The organism is Anaerohalosphaeraceae bacterium (assembly GCA_037479115.1).
GTDB lineage: Bacteria > Planctomycetota > Phycisphaerae > Sedimentisphaerales > Anaerohalosphaeraceae > JAHDQI01.
Genome location: JBBFLK010000025.1, coordinates 1 through 26608, shown reverse-complemented (window position 1 = coordinate 26608; position 26608 = coordinate 1). Strand labels below are relative to the sequence as shown.

Here is a 26608-nt window from a genome sequence, read left to right as displayed (position 1 = left end):
TCCCCCAGTTTGGCTGCTGCAAAACCGTTTACTTGTAATCGAAACTCGGGTTGCCCGCCCAATACGGCGCCCCCCACAGCCACCGATTGAGCTGCTCATCCCGGTCGCTCGGATTGGCCACACTATAATCCTGCATCAGCACATTGCCGTGCGAAAAGGCCCGCTGAACATTTCGACTCCGCATCAAAACTCCCAGACGGGTCGGGTCGGTTTGCTCCGCATACTTCCACAGACCGTTGGTCATATCCACCATCATCGCGCCGCTGGAGCCGTTGTTTACCTGCATGACTGAGGTATCTCCGCTGCGAATCTCTTTTTTCCAGATCCAGGCATACGTACTCCAGAACAGCGGCCTGCGGGAATCGTCCAGTGAGTCTCCGAGTTCCCGATAAATATCATCGGTGTTCCGGGGAATGGGGTTTCCGGCTGTCACATCGCTTAACAAATAATTGGTATCACTCGATACGTTCTTTACCCCCGGGCAAAACAGGATTTTGCTGTCCGGAAGCAGACCGGCCTTCATCACAAATCCAATCGCCCTGGGTCGCAACTCATGGGCCAAATCTGCCGTCCCGCCTACCCAAAACCAGTGCTTCGTCCGCTCGGAGGCGGGAATCGAGTTATAACTCTTGAAATTTCGGAAGTTATAGCGAGTTTCAGACTCGTAATTGCTGAAGACCAAACCAATCTGCCGCATGTTGGACCGGCAGACAATCTTGCGGGCATATTCAGTGGCTTTCTTTAAACTGGGGATGACAATAGATAAAAGAAGCCCAATAATGGCAATTACAACCAATAACTCAATTAATGTAAAGGCGGGTCTTTTCTTCATAATCCAGAGTCCTTATCCAGAAGTTCCCTTTTTTCCTATTTTGCTATTCTCCCTTTAGGGGATATTCCGGACAAGGCAATCTTGTGACAAAAAAAAGTGAATTTCGCGCAAAAAATCAAAAAAAACAAAAACCAGAGAAAATAGGTCTTTTAATGCAAAAGTTTTCAATAGCCCGTCCCTGCCCATCTGTCCGAGTTCCAGAGCCACTGAACGAGCTTGGCATCATCATCCGTTGGATTTTTCACACTCATGTCTTCCAACAAAACATTGGCGTGCTGATATAGGCGGCGAATCCCGACGGTGTTCATCACCCGGCCGAGCCGGTCAGGGTCTCTGGCTTTCGCAAACTCCCAGGCCCCGTTGGTCATATCTACCATCATGGCCCCGGAAGAGAGGTTGTTGACAGAGCGGACATCCTCCCGAATTTCTTTCTTCCATATCCAGATATGCGTACTCCAGAACATCGGCATCGGACCCGTTGCGGCCAGCCACCGCCGCTCCAACTCCACGGTCTCTTGTGGGACCAGCGAGGAGGCGTCTCTCGGATAATTCTTTTTATAATCTAAATTTGTATAACCGGGACAGAAAAAGACCTGACGGTCCGGCAAAACACCGGCATTCATAATGAACCGGACGGCAAACGGCTGCCATTCGTGAGCATAATCCGAAGTCCCGTTTTCCCAAAACCAGGTCTTGGAAAGTTCCGCTGCGGACAACCCCCGGGCGGTTTTCACCTTTCGGAAATTATAGCCGGTCTGGTGCTCATAAATGCCCATCGCCACCCCGAGCTGCTTATAATTGGACTGACAGCTGATTTTTCGGGCATAGGCCGTGGCACGCTTGAGAGCCGGAATCAGAACGGAAAGCAGCAGACCGATAATGGCAATGACAACAAGCAGTTCAATGAGTGTAAAGGCAGGTGCGGCTTTTCGTTTGGGGCCCATAGTTTAACCCTTTCCCTGATTACCAACCCCAACTGATTTCTTCCCCCTAACCAAAGTCATTATGGTTTTTTTCAGAGAAAAAAGCAACAGTTTCCTTGATTTACTGTTCGTTTTTTTGTTTCAAATAGGGCTTTATTGACGGCTCCGCTTGAGGCAGCTGCTGCATAATCAGCTCCGCCATTTTTCGGGCCCCCTGTTCGTTGAAGTGCGTTCGGTCCTGCGGGTCATCGGACATCTTGGCGGCTTCCGTCTCTCCAAGCCGTTCAAACAGCTGTCCGCTGGCCGTATGCAAATCCACCAGGGCCGCTTTCTTTTCCTCCGCCACCTTCTTCATTGCATCCGCATACGGCTTGAGCGTGTCATTCATCCTGCCGTCCGGGGTAAACTTGCGGCGGTGCATCGGTGTAATCAGAATCGGCGTCGCCCCAATTGCCCTGGCCCGCTCCACAAAATACCGCAGATTATCCGTGTATTCCTTATCCGCCGCTGTCGATTCGGGCTTTTCCGGGGCATGATTGTCGTTATGCCCAAACTGCATCAGGATAAACAGGGGTTTCTCTTCCAGGGCCTTTTCCCAAAGCCCTTCATTCAAAAAGGTTTTGGTGCTTCGCCCGCTCCGTGCATGGTTGGCAATCTCTACCTTATCCGAAAAGTATTCGCCCAGATACTGCCCCCATCCGCGTCTCCAATCCGTCGGCTGGAACTCACAAACCGTGGAATCCCCTGTCAGGACAATCCGAATCCTCTCGACGGCTGCCAGCCGGTCTTTCCATTTTTCCTTCCATTTTTCAAATTCGCGAAAAACGTCTTTGCCCCAGTCTCCAAGCCAGGCGTATCCCTCGGCGCGTTCAGGGTCCAGTTCATTGTAATCGTATTTTCGAACCCCGTCGCGGTCGCAGAAAAACGGCCGATTTGTGTCAATCTCATAAAACCGAGCCCACAAAGCGGGGGCCTCCGGGTCCGGCACCGCCATGCGCCTGCCGTTAATCCACTTGAGCCGAAGCCCCTCAATCTTTGACCGCTCAAACCAGCGTACCCCGCTGACAATGGCCCGGACCATAACCGGCGAGGGGTCCTCCTGCCGCATCAGCAGACGCAGAATCTCTGCACTTTCGCCTCCGCTGAGCGAAACCAGTTCATAACTTCGGGCCGCCCGCGGGCTTAAATCCTTTTCATCGTGCTGAGCACACCAGCCGGTCAGTTCCCCGTTGACCCGGATTTGGCACTTGAGAATGCAGCCGATCCCGCGCTCAAAGGCCGACCGAGCCGCCTGTCGCTGTTCCTCCTTCAGAAACGAATAGTCTTCCGATTGGCTGACATCTTTCAGAAAGACCAAAATCCGGACCATCGCATTGTCGTTAAAGGTGATGTGGCGATGATAGGTTTTGGCCGGCGGGGGATACTGCTGCGGCCAGCCGCCCGTGGGGTACTGGGCCTTGAGAATCATCTCAAAGCCCTTCTGAAAGGCCTGCAGATACCGCTCCTGCCCGGAGGCCTTATACACGCGGGCCAGAAACCGCAGTTCTCCAATGGTTGCTCCGTTGTCAAAGGTGCCATGGAGGTCCTTGCGGTTCCCGTCATACGGTTTGGAAGCCGTATTGACATTTTTCGGCCAGCCGCCGTAATCATCCTGCCAGGTGAGGATATTGTCCGCCAGCGTCAAGGCCTCCGGACTGCTGTACCAGGCGGCCTCTCTGTTTAAATAGCGGCTCAAACGCAGTGTCGGCCACTCCGCCGCCTGCGAAAGGGCCGTCCCCATCATCAGCATCACCCATACCGTTGTCCGATACTTCATCTGCTCATCCTTTCGGTTCCCGCCGTTTTCGGACCGGTTTATTCCCATGAAAGAACCTTTGCATCACAGCCGGACTGATACCGAATTTGCTCCGAAAATACCGCACGCTCGGCCCCGAGGATTCGGATATCCTTCGTTTTCGAGCCGGCCAGGATTAGAAAACCGTCTTTTGTACCGGAAAAAGTCGGCCGCTCAAGAACAATCTGCCGGCTGTTATAAAACCCCAAATCAGCCCCTTGTTCCGGACGAATGGATACGTCCGACAAATGCAGCCGTTCTGTATCCAAAAAAATCCCGCCCATCCGGGCAGAAATCACCACATGCTTCATCCGGATATCCTGGACCGGCATCTCCGGAAGTCCCTGCATATAGACGGCCCGCCGAGCGCCGCGGCAAACGATATTCTGCATTGAAATCTTTCTGAACTGAGGGGTCTCCTCCGTCACCGGTGCCGCAGGCAGGTCCAGACTTTGTTCCGGAGAAGGGGCTGTTCCGGAATAGAACAGATTAAACTGAATCGCATCCGTGGCGATATTGGACATAAAAATATCCTGAATATAGATATTTTCTACAATTCCGCCGCGACCGCGGGTGCTCTTGAAACGAAGCCCCACGTCCGTCCCCAGAAAACTGCAATTGCGCACCCAAATATTCCGCACGCCGCCGGACATCTCGCTGCCGATGACGAACCCGCCGTGTCCGTGATAGACGATACAGTCGGAAATCACCACGTTTTCCGTGGGTTTCCCGCGGCGCCGTCCGTATTCATCGCGGCCGGACTTCATACAAATCGCATCATCCCCGACATCAAACGTACAGTTATAAACCAGAACATTGCGGCAGGATTCCAAATCCAGGCCGTCTCCGTTCTGGCTCCACCAGGGATTGCGGACCTGGATATTGCGGATAATCATATTTTCACAAAGCAGCGGATGAATATTCCAGGCCGGCGAATTCTGAAACGTCGGCCCATCCAGGAGCACGGTCCGACAATTCACCAGCGACACCAGTACCGGACGGAGAAACTCTCCCGCCGCCGCATAGTCCTCTACCGGAGCATTCCGTTTCTTCAGTTCCGCAACGGTTTGAGGGCCTTTCATGGCCTTTTCAGAGGGCCACCAGATTGTCCCTGACGGCTCCACCGCCCCGCCGGAGGCCAGAAGATTCCGCCACTGCCGTTCCGTCATCTTCTCTTTTTTGACCGGACGCCAGGCCTGTCCCGAACCGTCCAGAATTCCCGAGCCGGTAATGGCAATGTGTTCGAGGTTGTCCCCCGTCAAAGGCGACATCCGACGGACTTCCTGGCGGCCTTCAAAAAACCGCTCCATCAGCGGATAATCCTCCATATTCGGGCTGAAGAGGATTACCGCTCCCTTCTCCAGATGCAGGTCCATCCGGCTGACCAGACGAATCGGCCCCGTCAGCCACAGCCCCGCCGGAACCACAACTCGTCCGCCGCCGGCTTTGGCACAGGCCTCTATCGTACGGGCAAAGGCCTCTGTGTTCATCGTCTGTCCGTCTCCGACCGCGCCATAATCCGTAATCACAAACCGCCTGTCCGGAATCTGCGGCTCTGTCGGCGGCGTCATGGAAAACGGCATTTCAGAGACCGGCAGCCCCGGCGGCCAGGCCGCAGAGACGCTCGAACCCAAAATCAGACTCAAAAGAACCAGAAGATTCAAACCATCCTGTCTTTTAAACATATGTACTCCTTTCCGAGTTCAGTATACCAGCACCGCGGCCATCAACCCGATAATCACCTCATTCGCCAAAGCCCGCACAGTCAAAGATTGAAGGGGTTTGGCCGGCTCCAGCGGGATATCCAAAACCGTCGCGGCTCCGCCGGGAACCGTCCCGCCTTTGCCTTTGAATTCCGCCGCATCATAAACGGCCGTTTGTCCGCTTCGGAGATACACACGAGGCGGAATCGGCTCGGGTCTGCGAAAACCGTAGTCATCCAGAAAATAATCCTGGTCAATCGGCCACCAGGTTGTCGGATTGTGCAGGGCCAGCCGTTCCTGCCTGCCGTCTGCGTAGGTCACAAGCACCTCCCCGTTGTCGATGCGGCTCTGCATCGAGTTCGTGGAACCAGCCATCACCAGATACAGATGTTTTGCCTGTCCGGATAAAGGAATCGTGATTTCATTCGGGTAATTCTCCCATCGGGAAACAAAAATGATATTCTTGTCCTGCGGGTCGGCGGGCCATTCAAACACGATGCCCTGGGGCAGTCGATAGAATCCGCCCTGCTCCTGCACGCAGCGCCGCAGACCGCTGTCGTCCACCTCAAAGGTTTTGGCAAAATCACACCAGCTGCCGATGCCCTGTTTGGGAATCGACAGCGAACAGAACGGGGAACGCGGACGGAGATACTCATTCTGGAAAATGCGGCTGAGCCGGTCATTGAAAAACGCCTTCAACACCACCGGCTCCATCCGCTCCTTCGGCCGAAGCGGTATTTTCCAATTGACCACCAGGCCTTCGGCCCGACGGCCCTCGGAAAACTTCCCGCAAACCCGATTTGACCCCGGCATCAGCGGCACTTCCTCACCGGACAGGACAATCTCCTCCGACAGCCCGTAAGCCGGCACCCAAAGCGGCTGCTCCCTGTGCCAGGTGCCCACTGTTACCGCTGCCTCACTGAAAACATAGCCCGTATTGTTCCGAATTCGAAACCGAATGCTCTTGGGCTCCTGACTGACGGAAGGAATAATCTCCACAGGCGGCCGCACTTCAAAAGCAAGCGGTTCCAGCCACTTCATACGGCCGTGCTGCACTTCCGCAAAAACCGTCCGATGGCCTTCTTTTCCGGCCGTTCGACCCTCCAGAAATGCTCCCCGAACCCGGATTTTGTCCAGGGCCCCCTGCGGGTCGAAAACCTTTTGAAATCTCGCCGAGTCAATTTTCGCCGTCCATTCCTCCCCCTGCGCAGCAACGGGAGCCGTCTGTGCCCGCGCCGGTGCCGGTCCCTTCCAAACAACCTGCACCTCATACGCATCCGCCAAACGCGGAGTAATTTCTATTCTCGCCGTCCCCACAGACCCATCCAGAACCCTCCAGAAGGCCGAGCGGCCGTTTACGGAGACCCGTTCCACATCTGTGCCTCGGGCTGGTATTCGCAGAATCAGATTGAGCGGACGGGAAAACAGCGGACGGATGCTGAAGGTCTCGACTAAATCCTTTCGCTGATAGGCAAATACGATATCCGGATGCCGCAGCCGGGCCCATTCCCACTCTGCCGGAAACCCCGGACAAATAACCAGCCGTCCCTGGAGCGCATCCGGACGAATGCCGAACAGACCCTCGATAACCGCCCGGCTGACAATCCCCACGGCATCGCCGAAATCCCTCTGCGCTTCCCCCCGGGCCATATCAAAATAGGTTGTCATTCCCAGATTGCCGGGACAGAGCCCCATATACATACTGTCGAGGATGCACCCCTTCAGCAGGGAAAAGGCCTTCTCCGGCCTTCCGAGCTGCCAGTAGGCCAGGGCGGTATGCGCCGTTTCCGCCATCACCACATTGTTGGTGGACCAGGTATAAGGCATCCAGTTTGTCGTGGGCAGCGTATAGTAGAGGCCTTCGGGAATCTGGGGGCCGTGGATGGGAATATGCGCAATTTGCGTATCTACAAAACGGCTCATCTGCCAGGCCTGCATTGGGTCCGCCGCCCCGCAGTCTATCGTATGGTAAAACGTCCACAGCGCCGCGCTCGGGTGCGTCTGCTGAAGGCCCAGCCAGTCCTTCCATTCGGCATACCAGCCGTCCTCCGGCAGCCACAAATACTTCCGCATGGCCTTGAGAATCTGTTCGGCCTCCCGTTCATAAGGTCGGGGAGACTTGCCCAGCCGTCGGGCCAGCTGCGCCGCCAGCTGATTGTGATAATAGTTGTAAGCGGAGGCGTGCGTGACCCCTCCGCCGCTGTACTGCAAATCATCGCTGGCCCAGATGGCCGCATAGGCCTCATAGAGCGGAAGACGCTCCGGCCCGAACGGTCGGCGAAACAGCCGACGCTCCCACTCAAAATGCCGCTCGAGCACCGGCCAGAGTTCCTCCGCCAGCGCCCAATCCCCCGTCCACATCAGATGCCGAAACAGGGCGTCCACATAAACCAGATTCATATCGTAGTGCCGGCCGCCGATGTCGCCGCGGCTCTGTTTGGCCGGATGACTGCGGGACAAATGGGAGGCCGGGTCAGGTCCGGGTTCCGCCGCTGCCTCCTGAAGATTCTGCCTCTGGGCCCAGTATCGCAGATACCGCCTGGCCCGGTCGTGCCAGCCGAGGGCATCGTTGGCATAGGCCCCCCGCCAGCCCGCCAGAGCCGTCCGCCAGGCCGCCGCACCGTGCATCACCGTGCCCTGCGGCTCATCCCAAATGCCGTCCGCGGCCGCGCAAAGGGCCGCTACCGCCGCATTCAGAAAGGAATCCGGCGTATCCGCCAGCACCTGACCGGCAATCCGCCTTCGGTGCTGCTCGGTTCGCTCAAAGAGCGATTCAAAATTTCCGTCAAACTCCGCCTGCTCATCGGACCCAAGTCGATAGAACAGGAAATAGGCAGGTTTATCCTTCTGAAGGGGAACCGCCGCAAAAACTACAGGCGTCTCAGAGGCCCCGCCTTCGGAGGCCGCTAATTCCTCCAGCTTGTCCCATCGCCGGCCGTCCGCCGTCTGAACTTTGGCTCCAGACGGGAAAAACCCAGCCAGCCTACCGAGCCGGCTATCCAGAACAAACATGTTCTCCTGAATCGAAAAAGTATTCCCTTTGCAGAACTCCGGACGAAACCGGAAAAATTCCGACACCGGCTCCGTTTCACAGCCGATATCCCCGCCGCGTCGCCCGCGCCTACCGCTTGCTCCGCCGGCAGCCGCCAGCCATTCGCAGGGTTCCGCTTCCGCCTGCAATTCCGCCTTGACCAAAATCCCTTCCTTTTCATAAAGGGCCAGCACGGTCAAAACCAGAGAACCGTTTGGCAGCAGCGGGTCTTCGATTTCATAGACCATGGAACCGGCCCGGTATCGGCTGACAATTCGCCGGGCCTCATTCAGACAGCGAGTGCCGTCTTTTGTGCGGATTCCAAATCGGACATTTCCCCCATGGCCGGGCAGATACAGCGAAATCTCCGGCTTGTCCCCCGCATCCGCCCGAAAAGCCGTATTGCCGCCGTACAAAGGACGATTGAAAAACTCCAGGCCGTTTTCCATCACAAAATCGCGGCCCTCCGGATGGTATCGAAGCGGCCGGGCTGTGCGGCCCTCCATCGTCGGACGTTCGGTCAGAATCCGTTCGGGCGGATTGTACGCCGCCCCGGATGTTTTCCGGGCGGCGCCGGCCGCCAGCAAAACCAGAACCAGTGCGATTCGGCGGAACCGCAAACCGTCCGGGAATCCGAACATGTCCATAGAAAACCCGTTCTGTTTATTTGGGAGCAATCAGACCTGCTTTTATTTCCATCTCGAGGGAAGCCAGAATAAACGGCCCGACGGCCTTGGGGTCATTGTTTCGAATCGGTTCGCTGATGTAATACGCAAACGAGCCGTCCCGATACGGATTGCCCCCCAGCCCCGCCACCGAACAGCCCTTGGTGTAATGAACCTGTCCGTTGGCATCAATCTCCACAAACTCTTTCAGAATGCCGGCATACCCCTTTTCGGCGGCCGCCGTCATGCTCGAAGGCAAATATCCCCTGCGAATTCCCTTGAGCATCGTATAGACAAACATCGCCGAGCAGGACGACTCCAGATAATTGCCCTTTTCATTCGGCAGATTAACAATCTGATACCAGACTCCGGTCTTGGGGTCCTGAACCTTAATCAGCGCTTCCATCAGCCGGTTCAGGATGCCGACCAGTTCCTTCTGCTGCGGATGGTCCGGCGGGAAGTAGTCCAGGGTATCAATCAGGGCCATGGCGTACCAGCCCATCGCCCGGCCCCAGAAATGCGGCGACCGGCCGGTCGCCGGGTCCGCCCACTTCTGCGTGCGGGATTCATCCCAGCCGTGATACAGAAGCCCCGTCGCCGCATCCCGCGAGTGCTTTTCCATCAGAATAAACTGCAGCGCCACATCATCAAACAGCGGCTTTTCCTCAAAGGCCGCCGCATACTGAGCCAGAAACGCCGCCCCCATATACAGCCCGTCCAGCCACATCTGGTGCGGGTATATCTTCTTATGCCAGAAGCCGCCCTCCGAAGTCCGGGGGTGCGTTCGCATCTGCTCCCGCAGAGCCTCAATCGCCTTGCGGTATTTGGCCTGCGGATATTTCAAATACAAATCAATCAGCGTTTTGCCGGGGTTGATGTTGTCGATATTGTAGGTGGCCGCATCATAAGTCAGAATCTGCCCGTCCTCGGTAATCAGCGTATCGTAATAACTCTTGACGTACTCCAGATACTCCGGCTTGTCATAGAGAATCCCCGCCGTCCAGATGGCCTTCATCATCAGCCCGTTCGGGTACTTCCACCGCGGTTTGGGCGAAAAATCAATCATCCAGGACTGCGGATTCCGCTCCATCTCCGAGCGAATCATCCGTTCCGACCACCGCAGCACCGAGGCCGTCGGATTGTCCTTGGGCAGAACCAGAAACGACTCGACCGCCTCCGCCACACCCTCTTTTTCCATGTTCTCAAACACACAGCCCCTGAGCACCACATTTTGAATCGGACTGTGCGGATAGCCGCGGATGTGCCAGGGGTACTTGCTCTTGCGGCAGACCACGTTGGTCATAAAAATATCGCGGACAATCGGCTTGAACGGCCCGCTGTCTCCCTCTTCATAATAAAAGTCAATCTTCAGCGCCGCCTCCCGAACCTGTCTGATCTCCACATTCCGCATGAAAATCCGCTCAATCACCCCGCCGCGCACGGAATTGGTTTTGAAGCGAAGGCCGCGGTCCAGATTGGGGCTGTCCATCAGACATTCCTCGACAAAGACGTTCCGAACGCTGCCGGAAATCTCGCTGCCCAGCACCACTCCGCCGTGTCCGTCTTTCATGGTGCAGTTGCGGACAATGATGTTTTCCGACGGCACATTCACACGGCGGCCGTCATTGTTGCGGCCGGATTTAATCGCAATGCAGTCGTCGCCGGTGTCAAAATAACAGCCCTCAATCAGCACATCCCGGCAGGATTCCGGATTGCAGCCATCGTTGTTCGGACCGTGCCCGATGACCTTCACATTCCGCACGGTGATATTCTGACTGAGCACCGGATGAATATGCCACATCGGACTGTTGCGAATCGTGACCCCTTCAATCAGAATATTTTTGCAGCGATACGGCTGAATCATATTCGGACGCAGATAATGCCCCTCGCCGTACACCCGCTCGGCCACGGGAACTCCCTGTTCTCCCTGTTTGACCAGTTTCTGCACATCCGCCTTCTGCGTCGTCTTCCAAGGCCACCAGTTCTTTTCATCGGCGCTGCCGTCCAGAACCCCGCTGCCGGTAATCGCTATATTTTCCTGCTCGAAGGCATAAATCAGGGGCGAATAATTCATACACTCCGTACCCTCAAACCGGGTAAACACCACCGGAAGGTAATCCGCCGGATTGTTGGAGAACCGGACAACCGCCCCTTCTTTCAGATGCAGATTAACCCCGCTTTTGAGATGAATCGGCCCGGTCAGAAAGGTCCCCTGCGGCACAACAACGCGGCCGCCTCCGGCCTGATGACAGGCCGCTATCGCCTTGCGGAAGGCCTCCGTACAAACCGTTTTTCCGTCGCCGACCGCCCCGTAATCCGTAATCAGAAAATCCCGTTCGGGAAAGGTCGGCGGCTGAATGCGGGCCAGAATTTCCGGCACACTTTGCCAGCCCTCCTCCTCTGTCAGGGCCCGGGCCGGACAGCCGCAAACCCAGCAGACCGCCAAAATCGTGAAAAGAAACCGTTCCCAGGTCCAACGCAGATTCCGCTTCATCGCATAAATCCTTTCGATAAGAAACATTTTTTCGATTTTCTGGTTTAATCCCCGCCGGCAGTCAGGGTATAAATGCGTGCCGGCTGCACCTCAAATTCCGCAATCTCCTCCCGGGGCTTGCGAAATTCAACCCGCTGAAAGCCCGAGACAATTTCCACAGGCACCGACGTCCTGACTCGGCAAACCCCCGCCCTGGAGGGGCGAATCCGAGCCTGTTTGAGCCGGCCATTTTCCCATTCGATATCAACCTCATAGCCGCCGCGTGCCCGCAGGCCCGAAACGGAACCGCTCGGCCAGGCGCTCGGCAGGGCCGGCAGCAGGTCAATTCGGTCCAGATGGCTCTGAAGCAGCATCTCGGCAATCGCCGCTGTGCCGCCGAAGTTGCCGTCAATCTGAAACGGCGGATGCGCACTGAACAGGTTCGCATAGGTATTGGCTTTCAGGGAATCAAGCAAAAGCCGATGCGCCCGCCGGCCGTCTCCAAACCGCGCCCACAGATTCATCTTCCAGGCCTTCGCCCAGCCGGTCCCCCCGTCTCCCCGTCCCTGAAGAGATACCCGCGCTGCCTGAAACAGTTCGGGCTGCTGCGGGGTAATATCCCGGCCGGGGTAAACACCCCACAAATGCGAACAATGCCGGTGGGTATCCTCGGGCTTGTCTTTATCCTCCAGCCACTCCTGAAGCTGACCGTATTGGCCAATCTGATTGGGAGCAATTTTGCCTTTCAATTGCGTTAATTGAGCAGCAAACTCCTCATCTTTCTTTAAGATTCGGGCCGCCTGAATCGTCGCTTCAAACAGCGAGCGGATAATCTGATGGTCCATCGTCGGGCCGGCCACAAGCCCTCCGTGTTCCGGAGAATTGGACGGCGTGCTGATCAGCCAGCCCGTTTTCGGGTCCTCCGTCAGAAAATCGACAAAAAACAGACAGGCCTCTTTCATCAGCGGATAGGCCCGCTTCTCCAGAAACCGCTCATCCTGGGTAAACAAATAATGTTCCCACAAATGATGACACAGCCACGCCCCGCCCGTCACCCAGATTCCGTGGTCGGCGGCATTGATAGGCGCCGTTCCCCGCCACAAATCCGTGTTGTGGTGCAGCACCCATCCGCGGGCCCCGTAATGGGCCTGAGCGGTTTTGCGCCCGCTGACCGCACAATCCGCAATCAAATCAAACAGCGGCTGATGACACTCGGACAGATTACAGACTTCGGCCGGCCAGTAATTCATCTCCGTGTTGATATTCACCGTATACTTGCTGCCCCACGGCGGGTTCAGCCGGTCATTCCACAGACCCTGCAGATTGGCCGGCTGGCTTGAGGGACGAGAGCTGGAAATCAGAAGATACCGCCCGTACTGAAAATACAGCGCTGCCAGGGCCGGGTCGGCAGACGGGTCTTTGAGCCGCTCATCCGTCGGCCGTTCCGACGCTGCCGTCTGCCCCAAATCCAGACGAACCCGACCGAAAAGATTCCGATAATCCGCTCGATGGGTCGTCAAAAGTTCTGCATACGTTCTGCCGGCAACTTTCTCCAGGGTCTGGGCACACTTGGCCGAAGGGTCGCCGCTGATATCCTGAAAGTTCCTGAAACTCGTAAAGCCGGTCAGCACAAAAAAAGCCGCATCCGCCCGCTCCACCGCAATTGTCCCGTCCTCCTGAACCCTGACCGTTCCGGCTTCGGTCCAGATGCGAAGCCGTGCCGCAAACCGCAGCTGTCCGTCTTTCACCCGGCCGGTCATCTCGACCTGACTGTCATCGATTCGCCGGACGGCAATCTCTTCATGCGGGCTTTGAAGAGAGGCCGTAAACGAAACCTGCCAGGGCCGATCGGATGAAATCTTTCCGACAATCACCTGGTCCGGAAAACTGGCAAAATAGGTTTGTTCAAATTTCACATCCCCGAGCCGATACTGTATCCGAACAACGCCGGACTCCAAATCCAGCTGCCGCTGGTAATCGGAAACCTCCTGATGTCCCTCAAAACGAAGGAACAAATCTCCAAACGGCTGATACGATTTCTGCCGCAGCGGCACACTCATGAACTCCCGGGCCGCCAGCTCTTCGGCTTCTTTCTGTTTGCCTTCCGCCAGCAGCTGCCGGATTTGCGGCAGATATTGAACCGCCCCCTCGTGATGATAGAAATGAGGTTCCCCATTCCAAAGGGTATCCTCATTGAACTGAAGCCGCTCCTGAGCCGCCCCGCCGAAAACCATTGCCCCCAGACGCCCGTTCCCAATCGGCAGGGCCTCCGTCCATTCCTGAGCCGCCCGCGTGTACCACAGCCGCAGCCCCTGAGAATCTCCACCGGAAACAACCAGCACACCCGCCGCCTTTGGATTCCATCCGTCCTGACCGCCCAGAACCGAAGGCACTGTAATTTGTTGGGCCTCTTCCTTTGTCAGCTGTCGGGACCACGGGACCCGCACCGTCGGATTGGCCCCGGGGCCGCGGCTGTTATACTCTGCATATCGGGCCGTCTTCTCCCGTGCCGGCTGATTCCAGTTGTGCCAGCCCTCCGGACGGATAACATCCGCCATCTCCGTATTCAGAAAGACCACACTCGCATAATCCCGCCACGGGCGTCCCAGATAGGTCTTGGCCCGCCCCGCCGGGTCCCCCGTAATGCGGCAGTTCGAGAAGACATAGCCCCATTTCTGCTCCGGCGGCGTCGAGGCGGCCGTGATATAGCTGGCCTCCAAACAATGGATATGACATCGTTCAAAAAACGCCGTGCCGCTGCCGAAGATAAAATCGCAATGCCCCGCAATGTAGCAGTCCTCATAATAATGCCGCCCGCGATGGTCCAGCAGCGTATCCTGCCAGCCCAGAAACCGACACCGCCGAAAGATGCATCGGTCGCCGAAGACCGCCAGCGCAACCGCCTGCCCCACCGGTCCGGCCGTATTCTCAAAAGTCAGGTCCTCCGCGGTAAAATCGTCCGCCCGAATCGTCACCGAAGGCGTCGCAAACGTGCCGATTTCTTTGCCGCTGTCATCCCGCATCGCCGCATACAAATGATAGGTCAGAATCGTTGTGCGGGCATCCTCCCCCTTCATTCGAATCAGCCGCTTGCCTTCCGGGATGACAATCCGTTCCCGATACACGCCCGGCCGAATCAGAATCTCAACCGGCTCCGCATTGTTCGACGGAATCGAATCAATCGCCGCCTGAACGGAGGCATAATCTCCTTTTCCATCCGCACTGACGACAATCCGCCGGACGGAACCGGAGGAAGAAGGACCAAAGGTCCTCCGGAGCCAATCGGCTATTTTTCCCTTCCAGTGCGGCTCAAACCGCTCCCATTCCGTCAGCCGATGCCCGGCGCCTTCTATGGTGATCAGCTCACACGGCACGCCGCAGCGCTCCAGCGCCGCCTTCAAATCCAGCGACTGCTGATAGGGGACACTCTGGTCGCGGGTGCCGTGAACCAGCAGAAACGGCGGCAGTCCCGCCTGAACATCCCAAATCGGAGAAATCTTTTTCAAAACCGCTGCGGATGCTTCGTTCAGTTCCGGCCCCAGCCCCAGCAGGTTCTGCATCGAGGTGCTCAGGCCGCCGCGGCGCTGGTTGTCGGCCACCATATCCACCGGCGGCGCCAGGCCGATGACCCCCTGCACCCTCGTGTCTTCCTTTGCCCAAATGGCCGCCGAACAGGCCAGATGCCCGCCGGCGGAGTATCCGGCCAGCACAATCCGGCTGGGGTCGCCCTTGTAGTCCGCCGCATGCTGTTTCACCCACCGAATAGCCGTCTGTACATCCTCCAGACACGCCGGCCACCGATGTGCAGGCGCCAGCCGATACTCCACCGACACCCACACCCACCCCGCCTTCGTAAAGACCTCCAGCAGTTCATCTCGGTCCTGAGTTTTGTCGCCGCTGCTCCAGCCCCCGCCGTGCACATACAGAACAATCCCAAAAGGTCCCTGGCCCGGCGGCACACAGACATCCAGAAGCAGCGGCTGTCCCCCCGCCTGCCCAAAGACAATACCTTCGTGCAGGGCTGCCCCGACGTCGGCTGCACATATCCCGACACACAGCAGACACACAACCCCGAGGACCGCTGCCCCGCTGAACAGACGCTGACTGGAATAAAAACTCATTGTTTCATCGCCTTCAAACCGGCACAAATCGGACTCGGGAGGCAGCGGATGCACCCCAGTTTACCGCAATCCAACCTGCCCCGCCAGCCCGCAGAACCGGTTTCGAACTATCCTTCAAACTCTTCCAATCTCTGCAAAGACAAAACACCCCCTCCCTCCGCCCGAGAAGAAATTCAAGGTACAGACAGATGCGGCCGGCGGGGTCAGCTTTCCCACGACACCCGCTGACCGGGAAAACTTGAATATTCCTTCATCACAATCGGACGCCCCCGCCGGGCCCAGGGCACCTGAATTTCGGACAGCAGCTGGCAGCTCGAATGGGCCCGCTGCATAATCGGCACAATATCCTTAATCAGCGTAATCGGCAGCCCGTTATGACGGCTTTTGACCACGTGAGCCGGGTCGATATCCGCCGGCTCCCCGCTCGAATCAAACGCCCCGTTCACACACAGCGTAAACGGACGGCACAGCGACAGCGGCACCTTATAAGGACGGCCCGTCTCAAAGCAGAACGCCACATCCTTAAGCATCTCCATCCGCGGGTCTTCCGACTCTTCCAGAAACTCCGCCTGGCGGCCGTCCTTAAACACAATCTGGGCCTGATTGAAATTGCGGTACGTAATCGTTGCCCGCTCACACTCTACCACCGTTTCGCTGCGAACTTCCGAGGCCGAACAGAGCGTGGTATTATGAATCAGCACGCAGCCGTTTTCGCACACAATCCGCATGCTGCTGGTGTCCTCGGACTCAATCTCATGCACGCGGTACAGCTCGGCTTCCACCACCAGCGGATATGCCATCTGGTCCGCCTGCGAACCCGCCAGATACAGCGAATTGCTCAAAACATGGGCCTGTGGATTGTTCAGCGTTCCGTCCAGCACCCATTCTCCGCAGGAGGTCCGCACCGTGCCGCACCAGTGATTCCGCCGAAAATAGGCATCCGGCCGCTGCCAGGCCGCCAGGGAACGAACCCGCCGCACCTGTCCAAATTCACCCGAGACAATCCGTCGCTTGAGCGTCTGAACGATTCCGCTGTATAAATATTGAAACAGCACCGCCACACGACGCCCGGTCTGTTCCTCCAAAGCAATCAAATCATCCATCTGCTGAATGGTCGGAACCGGCGGCTTTTCCAAAAAGACCTCAAACCCCTGCTCCAGACACTGCCGGGCATACTGATAATGGCTGTCAATTCCGGTAAAAATAAAAACCGCCTTTGCCCGCGGCCGGACCGCCTCCAGCAGACTCCGGACATCATCGAAAATCTCTATCCCCCGCTCGACGCACATCCGGTAGCCCTGCTCGCGCCGGTTCGGCTCACTGCAGACCCCCACCACCTCAAAGCAGGTATTTAAAAAGAAAATCCGCTCCAGCTGTTTGTAAGCATACCCCTCTGTACCTATGACGGCAACCGGAATCATACGCGGACCTTCTCGCTGTGATGCCTATCGCTTCCTAAAGCTCCAAAATCAGGGAAAACCTACAGGCCTCCAATCAGACGAAAAATAATGTAGTAATATTCATTATAATTAACCTGGCTGCTGTCGAATCGGTCCCAGACCTCATGCTTGAAGACCTCCGGATTCTTGCAGTTGCTCACATGAGCATCGGCATAGAGCGCATTGACGGAATAATTGTTGGAGGCCTTAAACTCCGAACCGGAATTCTGAAGACGCTGATGACTAAGATTCCTTCGACCCCACAAGACATCCGTCGCATACGGCAGAGACGGATGCAGGTCTGTAAACTTCTTGGGAAACTCCGCCGGCGCATAAATGGTCGTGGACATCACCGGATTGCGGGCGATGGGAAAATAGGTAAAGCCGATGCGGACCCATTGGTTGCTGCCGTTGCGGGCGTTAAATTCCTGCGGAAGCGTCCCCCACGGAGCCGGGTTGCAATAGGATTCATATTGATACAGTTCCAGGCGGTTGCCCGGACAGTAAAAAATCTTCGGTTCTTCCATAAAACCGCTTTCATACAGTTTCGCCCAGCGAATCGGGATCGGCTTGCCGTTGTCCAGAATCCACTCTGGCTTGTCTCCTCGATACACCGCATAGCCGTGCCCCGATTCCTGCCGGCCGTTTCGGTCCACCGCATCCGGAAGGAAGGGGTAGGTCTGCGAGTAAGAACGCATCGCAATCCCCACCTGACGAAGGCGCGAGGCACAAATCATCCGCTTGGAGATGTCCTTAGCCGTTTTCAGCCCCGGCAGCAGGATTGACAAAAGCAGCGCAATAATCGCAATGACAACCAGCAGCTCAATCAGGGTAAAAGCTTTTTTCATCATAGCATCCCCTTTTCCTGCAAGGTATCGGTTACAATCAAAGAAATCTACGACACCAGCTATTTTCGATTGTCAAAAGCCGATGAACAAGGCAATCTCGCGCTTAAAAAAAGACGATTTTGCGCAAGGACTTGTATTTTATAAAGATAAGAGAGAAAACGCCCGCAGCCGTTTTTAAGATACACTTGGTCGCCATTTGTCTGATTTCTAATTGACTTTTTGGAATCACGGATGTATTTTTGTCTGTTGTGGATTTATTTTGCGCAAAACTCTTTTGCCGCAGCCGTCAAAAATGAAGCCAAAAAATAAAATCGCCTTTGCCTACAGCCACATCACCCACAACACTCAAGGCATTATGTCGGGAATTACCGATTATATCCGCGACAAGGGCGATTGGGATTTAATCATTTGGGCGGACTCTTCTCTGGAATCACTCGAATTCCTGAAAGAACGCGGCTGCAAGGGGGCCTTTGCCAACATCCAAACTTCGATGATGGCCCAGCAAATCCTGAAAATCAAGATGCCGATTATCGCATTTTCGACCCTTCAAAACTTGCTCTCGATTCCTTATATCAGTGCAGACCCCGACCAGATCGCCCGGACGGCCTACGAATATTTCCAGAGCAAAAAATTCAGTCAATTCGCCTTTTTCGGCATCAGCGAGGCCCGATGGTCCACCGAAAGAATGGAATCATTCCGGCGGTATGTCGAACAGGACGGCGGCCGGCTCCATACCTTTCAAAGCAGCCCGCGTCCAATACGGACGGAATCGGTACCGCCGGCGAAACTGTGGATTGACACCATCCTCCAGAAAGGACAGCAGCCTCTGATAGACTGGCTCAGGCGTCTGCCTAAACCCATTGCCGTTCTGGTGAGCAATGATGTGCTGGCCTGTCATCTGAGCACTGTCGCCGCCGAAGCGGGCCTGCGGATTCCAGAGGAAATCGCTCTGCTGGGGGTGGATGATGACCAGGCCATTTGCAATCTGTGCACCCCTCCGCTGTCGAGCATCGCCTTCAATTTTAAAACAGCCGGCTATGAGGCCGCTCGGCTGATGGACGACATTATCAGCGGCAAGGAACAGATGCGAGGGCAGTGGATTCGCATCCAGCCCGCCGGGGTCCGGGAACGCGGCTCCACCGATATCTATGCCCTGGAGGATGAAGAACTCATCAAGGCCCTGCGGTACATCCGAAGCCATGCCTCCCACCCGATGCAGGTTGACGAAATCGCCGAGCAGCTCTGCATCAGCAAACGCACGCTCCAGATGAAATTCCAGCGGGCCCTGGGACGGTCTATCCACGAAGAAATCATTCGAGCGCATTTCGAACTGGCCCGGACCCTCCTGCTCGAAACCAACCTGCCGATTGAAACCGTCGCCCTTCGCTCGGGTTTTCACTATACCTCCAATATGCGGCGGGCATTTCTGGAAATCACCGGAATGCTTCCCCACAAATACCGCCAGCTTCACCGCAGCCCTTCATAAACAGGTTCGATTGCCAGACCGTTCATCGGCAATCTCTCCCGGACCATTGGTCAAAATCCCCTGAATTGCCAAATCCCGGAATGGCCCGGACGGGTCATAAAATGTCTGACTCAAATCCACCGTGTTGACAATCATCCCCTCCTGATGCTCCGGGCATTGAGCAAGAATTCGCCCATCGGGCTGGATAAAGCAGGACGGATACGGACAGTACCAGCCGCAGGAGTTGGACATGCTCACCCAGAATCCGTTGTCGGCCGCATTGGCCTGCATCGTCTGACGCATAATTTCGGAATGGATGCTCGGGCCCTGCTGGCGGGCATTATAAAAGGATTGAAAAATCACCTTGACCCCTTCTTTGTACAGCGCCCGATACAGCTCCGGAAACCGAAGGTCAAAACAAATTAGCAAAGAACATTTTATCCCGTGAATGTTAAAATAGACAAAGTGATTGCCGGGTGTGTAGTGTTTCAAATCCCATTCCGTGCAGAACCGTTTGTCATAGCGGTCGGCAATCTTCCCTTCCGGACTGATCAAATAAAGACTATTGTGCGGTTTATGCGGTGCCGTAAGCCGATGACTCGACCCCAAAACCACCCAAATCCGCAGCTCTGACGCCAGCGCCGCAATCGTCAAGGTCTCCTTTTGGAGCAGGTCCCAGTCGAAGCCCTCAAACGTCTCAAAATCCACGCTCGCATACCCGCTGAGGGCACACTCGGAAAAATGAACAACATCCGCCCCTTCCCGGGCGGCTTGCTTCATCAGCGAGCGGATGTGTTCCGCATTGGCTGCAATATCAGAACACACCGGAAACTGACAGGTGGCCGTTCGGAATTGTCCCTGTATCGTCATGATTCAGCTGCCAAACTCAAAAAAGTCTTGCGATTTCGTCCAAAGCCTTTTCAGATAAAGAAAAACCTATCATCCCAAGGGATAAAAGCAAGCAAAAACAGGCCCGCTTCGGCCCAGCCGTAAGAAAGGATAAGAGAAATGGAAACAGTCTTTTCCGTCAGCCTGCCGGTGTGGCTGCAGGATCTTCTGCAGTCCTTCCAGCCATCATTCCCCTCCGCCGAAGCAAAGATGAAATGGGTCATCGGCCTGTCCCGGATGAACATCGAACACGGCACCGGCGGACCGTTTGCCGCCGCTGTCTTTGAACAAAACAGCGGACGATTGATTTCCGCGGGCGTCAATCTGGTTGCTTCCTGCGGTCTGAGTATCGCCCATGCGGAAATTACGGCCCTTTCTCTGGCCCAGAAGACTGTCGGCAAACACCGGCTTTCCTGTCCTTCAGGCGGACGCTATGAATTGTATTCCTCCTGCCAGCCCTGTGCGATGTGTCTGGGGGCGATTCCGTGGTCAGGTATCTCTTATGTGGTCTGTGCCGCCCGCGAGGAAGACGCACGCAGAGCCGGGTTTGATGAAGGACACAAACCTTCAGATTGGTGTGCGGGTCTGGAGAAGAGGGGAATCAACGTTCATCTGGACCTGCTGCGGCAGGAGGCGGCTGATGTGATTCACCAGTATGCCAGCGAAGGCGGAAGCATTTATTAAATCATTTGTTAACAAATACTTATAAAACTTTTTCTTTAGGGACTACCAAATAATTTTAGGGGGGTCTGTCCGAAAAACAAAAGAGGATTTTGCAGTTCCTGCAAAACCCTCTTTGTGCGCCACAGTTGTGTGGGTGTTATTTTTTCTTCTTGGCGACTTTCTTCTTGGCTGTTTTCTTGGCGGCTTTCTTTGCGGCTTTCTTTGCCATTCTTCAGTCACCTCCTTTCGGGTTTATCTGTACTTTTTTCTTTGCTGTCTTGGCTTTGACAAAGAGCATTTCATCGATGGTGATTATACAGAATTATCGACAAAAAGTTCAATCTTCCTTCATTTTTTTCATCAGAGATGCGGCGTTTTGACGGTCCATTTCTCTTCCGAAGGCATACAAAAGGCTCTTGGTTCTTTCAATGAACCGTATGCATTCAGCCGTTCTCGTCAAAAACAATCATTTCTTAAAATGCGTCAAAACCCCTCTTTCATGCCCGTAGACAAGAGAGTTCGAAAAAACTCTTCCACCGATTTCCTTCGGGACTCTTTTCGAATAGGTTCTGACAGAGAACGGCTTGTTTCATTTAGGAAAATTTTTTGTTTTTGAAAAAAATTTCTTCCGATAAGATACAGCTGTCGGCAAGTTTCCACAGGTTGTTGTGAGTTTTGAGGCAATGCAAAACAAGATTGTACTCTTCGGCGGGACATTCGACCCGGTCCACAGCGGCCATCTGCAGGTCGCCGAAGCCGCCCGCCGTCATCTGAGTGCCGAGCAGGTGATTTTCATTCCCGCCCGCCGTTCCCCTCATAAGTCCGAACCGCCGGCCGCCTCCGAACAGGACCGCCTGAACATGCTCCGGCTGGCCCTGGAAGGATGGAAAGAGTTTCAGGTGAGCGATTGCGAATACCATCGGCCTGCACCGAGTTTTACCGTGGATACCGTGGAGGAATTCCGCCGCCGCCTGCCTTCTGCATCGCTGATTTGGCTGGTTGGGGCCGATGCCGTCAAAGACCTGCCCCGCTGGCACCGGATTGACCGGCTGATGACCCTCTGCACACTGGCGGTAATGTACCGGGCGGGCTATCCAAAACCCGATTTTACCCCCTGCAAACCCTATTTTACGGCCGAACAAATCCGCCGGCTCCAGGACCACATCGTCCCCGTCCCCCTCCTGGACATCAGCGCCACCGAAATTCGCCGCCGCCTGGCACAGGGGCAGGATGTCACCGGCCTGCTGCCGGCGTCCGTGCTGGACTATATTCGCTCCCGCGGCCTCTACGGCTGCCGGCGCTGACCAATCCGCCGCAAAAACTCCTCCTCGTCAATCACCTCCACCCCCAGCTGCCGGGCCTTGTCCAGTTTGCTGCCCGCGTTCTCGCCTGCCACCACAAACGAGGTCTTCCTGCTCACCGAAGAGGACGGCTTGCCCCCGTGTGCCTGAATGGTCTGCTCAATCTGCTGACGGGTAAAGTGCTTGAGGGTGCCGGTCACCACAATCGTCTTGCCCGCCAGCGTATCGGACTGTTTGACCTGTTCAACCGTCGGACAAACACCCGCCGCCAGCAGCTCCCGCAGCACCCGGACGTTCTCCGGATTGTGGAAATAGTCATAAACGCTCTGCGCCACGACCGGCCCGATCTGTTCAATCTGCTGCAGACGCTCCACCGACGCCTCCATCAGGGCCTCCAGCGAGCCGAACTCGTTGGCCAGAATCTGCGCCGACTGGGTGCCGATATTCCGAATCCCCAGCCCCGCAATCAGCCGCCACAGGGGACGACGCTTGCTTTCCTCGATGCTCGCCAGCACATTTGAAGCACTCTTGGCCGCCATCCGCTCCAGCGACGCCAGCTGGTCCAGCCGAAGCCGATAGATATCCGCATAGGTCTTCACCAGCCCCCGGCTGACCAGCTGGTCAATCAGTGCCGGCCCCAGATGCTCGATATCCATCTGCCCCTTGCCCGCAAAATGCTCCAGCCGCTCCCGTATCTGGGCCGGACAGTGCGGATTGACACACCGGATATAGACCCCGTTTTCGTCTTTTTTCACCGGCTGATTGCACGCCGGACAGGTTTTGGGCACCTCAAACGGCCGGCTCTCGAAGAGATTTCGCTGCTGGTGTTTGACCGCCACGACCTGCGGAATAATCTCGCCGGCCTTTTCAATCACCACCGTATCGCCGCACCGTACATCCAGTTTGGCCAGCTGCTCAAAATTGTGTAAGCTGGCTCGCTTGACCGTCGTGCCCGCCAGCGGCACCGGCCGAAGATTCGCCACCGGCGTCAGAATCCCGCTTTTGCCGACCTGCACATCGATCGATTCCACCACTGTCTCCGCCTGCTCCGGCGCAAACTTATACGAAATGCACCAGCGCGGCGCCCGCCCCGTGTAGCCCAAAATCTCCTGCTGGTCGTACCGGTTGACCTTAATCACCATCCCGTCAATCGGATACGCCAGGCGCTCTTTCCTTCCCGCCCAGCCCTGACAGACCTCTATTACCTCCTCAATCGTCCGGCAGTGCCGAATATGCTCATTAACCGGAATGCCGAAATCCCGCAGCTTCTGCATTGCTTCATAATGCGTCTTGGCCAGCGGTCGGCTCACCTGTCCCAGCGAATAGGCAAAAAACGCCAGTTTTCGCGTCGCCGTAATCCGCGCATCCAGCAGTTTCAGCGAGCCGGCCGCCGCATTCCGCGGGTTGGCAAAGGTCGGCTCGCCCGCCTCCATCCGCTCTTCGTTGAGCTCCGCAAACGCCTTTTTGGACATATACACCTCCCCCCGCACCTCCAGCACCTCCGGCGCCGCCTCCTTATTCTTCAGCTCCAGCGGAATCGCCCGAATCGTCCGCACGTTGGCCGTCACATCGTCCCCCGTCCGTCCGTCCCCGCGTGTGGCCGCCTGCCGGAGTATCCCCTCTTCATACCGCAAACTGATAGCCAGCCCGTCAATCTTCAGCTCCACCGTATAGGAATACTCTGCTCCCTCCAGCCCCTTGGCTACCCGCCGGTCAAACTCCCGCAGCTCCTCTTCGCTGTATGTATTGTCGATACTAAGCATCGGGATTGCATGCTGCACCGGCTCGAAGCCCTCCACCGGCTGTTCCGACACCCGCTGGGTCGGCGAGGTCGGCACAATCAATTCCGGATGTTCGCTTTCCAGTTTCTTCAATTCAGCAAACAATTTGTCATATTCACGGTCGGATATCTCCGGTTGATTCAATACATAATATAAGTAGTCGTGCCGGCGTATCTCCTCCCGAAGCTCTTCAATCCGCTTTTTCACATCTTTCATAGACATTCTCGCCCTGAAATATCTGAATATCGGAAAATCCTTTCTATTAAATGTACCTTCACAAGCTCGAAATCTCCAATCGGAATCCGCCGTTTCTGTTTGATTTGCTGCCCCCTGACTACCTGTCTCCCTTGTATTCCTGTATTCTTGTCTTCTTGTATTCCTGTTTTTCCCGCTTAAGCCGGCCCGATGAATCGCCGATGACGGTATAGGTAAATTGTGGAAGGTTTTGCAGGAGAACTCGCTTGGCACAACGTCGAAATCAGCGTGCGCTGGCCGTCATTCGAGCCCTTCGCTCCCGCCAGCGCCGACTCAATCAGCAGATAGAAATCCTCTGTCAGGATATGGTGGCCGCCCACGGCCAATTCGCCCAGAAACTTGCCCGGCTGACCTTTGCGGCTGGTTTTTACGAAACGCTTCTCGGCTGCGGCACGCTCGAGACCCTGCTCGACAAGGCCGCCCAGTCCATCCGGTCGCGCATTCCCGATGCGGGGGTGGCCGTGTTTCTGCTTGAAAAGGGGGGCTTCGATATCCACATTGCCGCCGCTCCGCAGGGGGCTTTCGCCGTCGGACGCGATGAGCTGCAGCAGTGGTTTCCCGTTGAGACCGCAACGGCCGTCGCCTTGGCCGGACGCATCTGTTCGGCCAAACGGCTCCTGTCGCTGGGGATGCAGGCCCCGCCCGGCGTGCTCAAACAGGTTTCGCTGTCGGCTGTGCCGCTGGGGGTGCTCGGATGTGCCGTCGGGTTTGTTCTGCTCTGGCGAGCCGCCGACAATCCCATTCCGAACGAGCAGCTGGAAACCCTCGCCGCCGTTGCCGCAGGACTCCGCGCCGCCGTCCTGGCCCATCGCAGCGCCGCCGCCGACCTCAAACCCAAATGCCTCCCCTGCTGAAATAATTAGTCCGGCAAAATCCACCCTTATTCCCGCGACCTGTCCTCCGAAGTTTTGAGTGAAGGAGGAAGGCGGAAATCCCTCTAAGCCCTGTTAAAGATTTCTTTCCTTTCTTCTTATTTTCACACCGTGACTCATAGTCCGTTGATTTCTCAGGTCAGATTGCCAGGATTAGATGTCATAAGGGATACAAATGCGGTGTTTTGTCAAATTATATTTAAAGCGGGATGATGTGGAGCACATTCTTGAATGTCTCTATGAACGTCTGCACATTTGGGAGGCTACTATTGAGTATATCGAAACTGGTTATTGTCAATCAGCAGATTGCATAGAAGAATGTTCAGATCCTCAAGAAGCAATTGCTAATAAAAATTATTACCAATACGTCATCAGTAACATTGAAAAGCAAAAGGAAACTCAGGAAAATGATTATGAAGAAAAGATATGATAATTTGTCAATTATGACTGTCGGTTATTTTAAAAAAGTTCTATCTGAACTTGAAAAGAAGTCTTTTGACGATTATCAGATATGGCTATCAAGAGACGAAGAGGGGAATGAGTATATGCCAATGATGGAAAATATTAACTTGTCGATTGGTATAGATGATTCTCATAAACGGATAGTCCTTTTTCCATAAGCGTGTTTTTATTGCATAGTAGAATCAAAAAACTGTGCACTTTTACGAATAAGGGAGTTTTTCTTAAAGCTATCGGAAAATAGAGCAAAAAACTATTCAAGAAATATCCGATTAAACAAAGAAGGAAGAGTTTCTGACAGCTTAGCCGCATAATTTCTAAATCTCAGGAATCCCAATTTCTTCTTTTAGGAACCGATAAGTATTTTCATAAAACTGTGGGTTTCGCGTCGGGTCGTTTTTACAACCCATTGGAACAAAAAGAACCATTCCTTGCCTCGCTCGAGTTAGCAAAACACGGTACGTGTTTTGCTGGTATAATCGTCGTTCAGGTTTTACTATTTGATTCCAACGTTTACCACTGAAAGCCCAATGTTGCCAACCATCATTGGAATACCGAAAATCAGCATCCCACGCTACGCATGTCCAATCAAGCTCTAATCCTTGGATATCAAACTCAGTAGCCACGTCTTCGAGATAGTATGAAGACCGGACATCGTCCTTGTCATTCAGAAACCAATGGATAGGATTCATGGGGGATTTAACATCGATGGCATAGGGTTTTAGACGCTCTGCTTGGGAAGAAACCACCATTCCATATCGCTCGGTACCTCTGGCTTTTTGCCGAAGCCATGACTTAGCAGCAGAGAGATCTCTTGTCAGAACGATAGGATAGCGGTCAAGGGTTGACAAAGTACGCCGAGCGTCTGTACTTTTCCGATCTAAGAGTTGTTTTACAAATAAAGATACATTTTCTGCCCGAAAAGAGCGCATAGATACAGACAAGTGGAGTTCGTTTATATAGTGAATATCTGGATAACTTGAAAGTTTTCTCAAAACTTTGCCGTTTCCAAAAAATAATTTTAGCATTTTCTAAATTCAAGACTTGCGCGATGC

Annotated in this window: 18 protein-coding genes; 6 read left to right on the top strand and 12 right to left on the bottom strand. The window is 55.2% G+C overall.

The genetic code is table 11. The features are described 5' to 3' along the window. Positions 1-28: 28 nt before the first annotated feature. The 9 genes from WHS88_10835 to WHS88_10795 all read right to left on the bottom strand — a co-directional run bounded on the left by WHS88_10835 (position 29) and on the right by WHS88_10795 (position 17872). Positions 29-832 (bottom strand): type II secretion system protein, encoded by an 804-nt coding sequence (locus tag WHS88_10835; protein MEJ5260671.1) that lies wholly within the window; start codon positions 830-832, stop codon positions 29-31. Positions 833-996: 164 nt separating this feature from the next. Next, the gene (locus tag WHS88_10830; GenBank protein MEJ5260670.1) at positions 997-1776 is read right to left on the bottom strand and encodes a type II secretion system protein; all 780 of its coding nucleotides are present in this window, start codon (positions 1774-1776) and stop codon (positions 997-999) included. 100 nt (positions 1777-1876) lie between these two features. Further along, entirely contained in the window at positions 1877-3571 is a 1695-nt protein-coding gene (gene pelA, locus WHS88_10825; GenBank protein ID MEJ5260669.1) for a pectate lyase, read from the bottom strand. 38 nt (positions 3572-3609) lie between these two features. After that, positions 3610-5274, bottom strand: a complete 1665-nt coding sequence (locus WHS88_10820) for a glycoside hydrolase family 28 protein (protein ID MEJ5260668.1) — start codon at positions 5272-5274, stop codon at positions 3610-3612. Between the two features lie 18 nt (positions 5275-5292). After that, positions 5293-8970, bottom strand: coding sequence for a DUF4450 domain-containing protein (locus WHS88_10815; GenBank protein MEJ5260667.1), 3678 nt, complete (start codon positions 8968-8970; stop codon positions 5293-5295). 16 nt (positions 8971-8986) lie between these two features. After that, entirely contained in the window at positions 8987-11482 is a 2496-nt protein-coding gene (locus WHS88_10810) for a glycoside hydrolase family 88 protein (protein MEJ5260666.1), read from the bottom strand. 44 nt (positions 11483-11526) lie between these two features. Next, positions 11527-15582, bottom strand: coding sequence for a pectinesterase family protein (locus WHS88_10805; protein MEJ5260665.1), 4056 nt, complete (start codon positions 15580-15582; stop codon positions 11527-11529). A gap of 203 nt (positions 15583-15785) precedes the next feature. Next, positions 15786-17003: a Gfo/Idh/MocA family oxidoreductase gene (locus tag WHS88_10800; GenBank protein ID MEJ5260664.1), complete on the bottom strand. Its 1218-nt coding sequence runs from the start codon at positions 17001-17003 to the stop codon at positions 15786-15788. A gap of 59 nt (positions 17004-17062) precedes the next feature. Further along, positions 17063-17872, bottom strand: a complete 810-nt coding sequence (locus WHS88_10795) for a prepilin-type N-terminal cleavage/methylation domain-containing protein (GenBank protein MEJ5260663.1) — start codon at positions 17870-17872, stop codon at positions 17063-17065. 289 nt (positions 17873-18161) lie between these two features. Between WHS88_10795 and WHS88_10790 the strand changes: the two genes are divergently transcribed. Beyond that, positions 18162-19355 (top strand): substrate-binding domain-containing protein, encoded by a 1194-nt coding sequence (locus tag WHS88_10790; protein MEJ5260662.1) that lies wholly within the window; start codon positions 18162-18164, stop codon positions 19353-19355. Here the strand turns inward: WHS88_10790 and WHS88_10785 are convergent. After that, positions 19350-20204 carry a carbon-nitrogen hydrolase family protein gene (locus tag WHS88_10785; protein MEJ5260661.1) on the bottom strand — a complete coding sequence of 285 codons (855 nt, stop codon included), beginning with the start codon at positions 20202-20204 and terminating at the stop codon, positions 19350-19352. The two genes, WHS88_10790 and WHS88_10785, sit on opposite strands and share 6 nt — an antisense overlap. A gap of 138 nt (positions 20205-20342) precedes the next feature. Between WHS88_10785 and WHS88_10780 the strand changes: the two genes are divergently transcribed. Then, positions 20343-20906, top strand: a complete 564-nt coding sequence (locus WHS88_10780) for a nucleoside deaminase (GenBank protein ID MEJ5260660.1) — start codon at positions 20343-20345, stop codon at positions 20904-20906. Positions 20907-21568: 662 nt separating this feature from the next. Further along, complete coding sequence (gene nadD, locus WHS88_10775) at positions 21569-22189, top strand: nicotinate (nicotinamide) nucleotide adenylyltransferase (GenBank protein ID MEJ5260659.1); 621 nt, start codon at positions 21569-21571, stop codon at positions 22187-22189. Here the strand turns inward: nadD and ligA are convergent. Then, positions 22171-24183, bottom strand: a complete 2013-nt coding sequence (gene ligA / locus WHS88_10770) for an NAD-dependent DNA ligase LigA (GenBank protein ID MEJ5260658.1) — start codon at positions 24181-24183, stop codon at positions 22171-22173. The two genes, nadD and ligA, sit on opposite strands and share 19 nt — an antisense overlap. A 245-nt stretch (positions 24184-24428) precedes the next feature. Here ligA and WHS88_10765 point away from each other — a divergent pair, with 245 nt between their 5' ends. From WHS88_10765 to WHS88_10755, 3 genes are all read left to right on the top strand, one after another. Then, positions 24429-25076, top strand: a complete 648-nt coding sequence (locus WHS88_10765) for a hypothetical protein (GenBank protein MEJ5260657.1) — start codon at positions 24429-24431, stop codon at positions 25074-25076. A 193-nt stretch (positions 25077-25269) separates the two neighbouring features. Then, on the top strand, positions 25270-25524 hold the full coding sequence (locus WHS88_10760) for a hypothetical protein (protein ID MEJ5260656.1): 255 nt from the start codon (positions 25270-25272) through the stop codon (positions 25522-25524). Next, positions 25508-25714: a hypothetical protein gene (locus WHS88_10755; GenBank protein ID MEJ5260655.1), complete on the top strand. Its 207-nt coding sequence runs from the start codon at positions 25508-25510 to the stop codon at positions 25712-25714. Before WHS88_10760 ends, WHS88_10755 begins: the two co-directional genes overlap by 17 nt. Before the next feature lie 156 nt (positions 25715-25870). Here the strand turns inward: WHS88_10755 and WHS88_10750 are convergent, their stop codons facing one another. After that, positions 25871-26581 (bottom strand): DNA/RNA helicase domain-containing protein, encoded by a 711-nt coding sequence (locus WHS88_10750; GenBank protein MEJ5260654.1) that lies wholly within the window; start codon positions 26579-26581, stop codon positions 25871-25873. Between the last annotated feature and the right edge of the window lie 27 nt (positions 26582-26608).

Excerpts from the sequence above, each read along its gene's own strand:
- WHS88_10835 (MEJ5260671.1), bottom strand. The coding sequence starts at position 832 with ATGAAGAAAAGACCCGCCTTTACATTAATTGAGTTATTGGTTGTAATT.
- WHS88_10830 (MEJ5260670.1), bottom strand. The coding sequence starts at position 1,776 with ATGGGCCCCAAACGAAAAGCCGCACCTGCCTTTACACTCATTGAACTG.
- pelA (MEJ5260669.1), bottom strand. The coding sequence starts at position 3,571 with ATGAAGTATCGGACAACGGTATGGGTGATGCTGATGATGGGGACGGCC.
- WHS88_10820 (MEJ5260668.1), bottom strand. The coding sequence starts at position 5,274 with ATGTTTAAAAGACAGGATGGTTTGAATCTTCTGGTTCTTTTGAGTCTG.
- WHS88_10815 (MEJ5260667.1), bottom strand. The coding sequence starts at position 8,970 with ATGGACATGTTCGGATTCCCGGACGGTTTGCGGTTCCGCCGAATCGCA.
- WHS88_10810 (MEJ5260666.1), bottom strand. The coding sequence starts at position 11,482 with ATGAAGCGGAATCTGCGTTGGACCTGGGAACGGTTTCTTTTCACGATT.
- WHS88_10805 (MEJ5260665.1), bottom strand. The coding sequence starts at position 15,582 with ATGAGTTTTTATTCCAGTCAGCGTCTGTTCAGCGGGGCAGCGGTCCTC.
- WHS88_10800 (MEJ5260664.1), bottom strand. The coding sequence starts at position 17,003 with ATGATTCCGGTTGCCGTCATAGGTACAGAGGGGTATGCTTACAAACAG.
- WHS88_10795 (MEJ5260663.1), bottom strand. The coding sequence starts at position 17,872 with ATGATGAAAAAAGCTTTTACCCTGATTGAGCTGCTGGTTGTCATTGCG.
- WHS88_10790 (MEJ5260662.1), top strand. The coding sequence starts at position 18,162 with ATGAAGCCAAAAAATAAAATCGCCTTTGCCTACAGCCACATCACCCAC.
- WHS88_10785 (MEJ5260661.1), bottom strand. The coding sequence starts at position 20,204 with ATGACGATACAGGGACAATTCCGAACGGCCACCTGTCAGTTTCCGGTG.
- WHS88_10780 (MEJ5260660.1), top strand. The coding sequence starts at position 20,343 with ATGGAAACAGTCTTTTCCGTCAGCCTGCCGGTGTGGCTGCAGGATCTT.
- nadD (MEJ5260659.1), top strand. The coding sequence starts at position 21,569 with ATGCAAAACAAGATTGTACTCTTCGGCGGGACATTCGACCCGGTCCAC.
- ligA (MEJ5260658.1), bottom strand. The coding sequence starts at position 24,183 with ATGAAAGATGTGAAAAAGCGGATTGAAGAGCTTCGGGAGGAGATACGC.
- WHS88_10760 (MEJ5260656.1), top strand. The coding sequence starts at position 25,270 with ATGCGGTGTTTTGTCAAATTATATTTAAAGCGGGATGATGTGGAGCAC.
- WHS88_10755 (MEJ5260655.1), top strand. The coding sequence starts at position 25,508 with ATGAAGAAAAGATATGATAATTTGTCAATTATGACTGTCGGTTATTTT.
- WHS88_10750 (MEJ5260654.1), bottom strand. The coding sequence starts at position 26,581 with ATGCTAAAATTATTTTTTGGAAACGGCAAAGTTTTGAGAAAACTTTCA.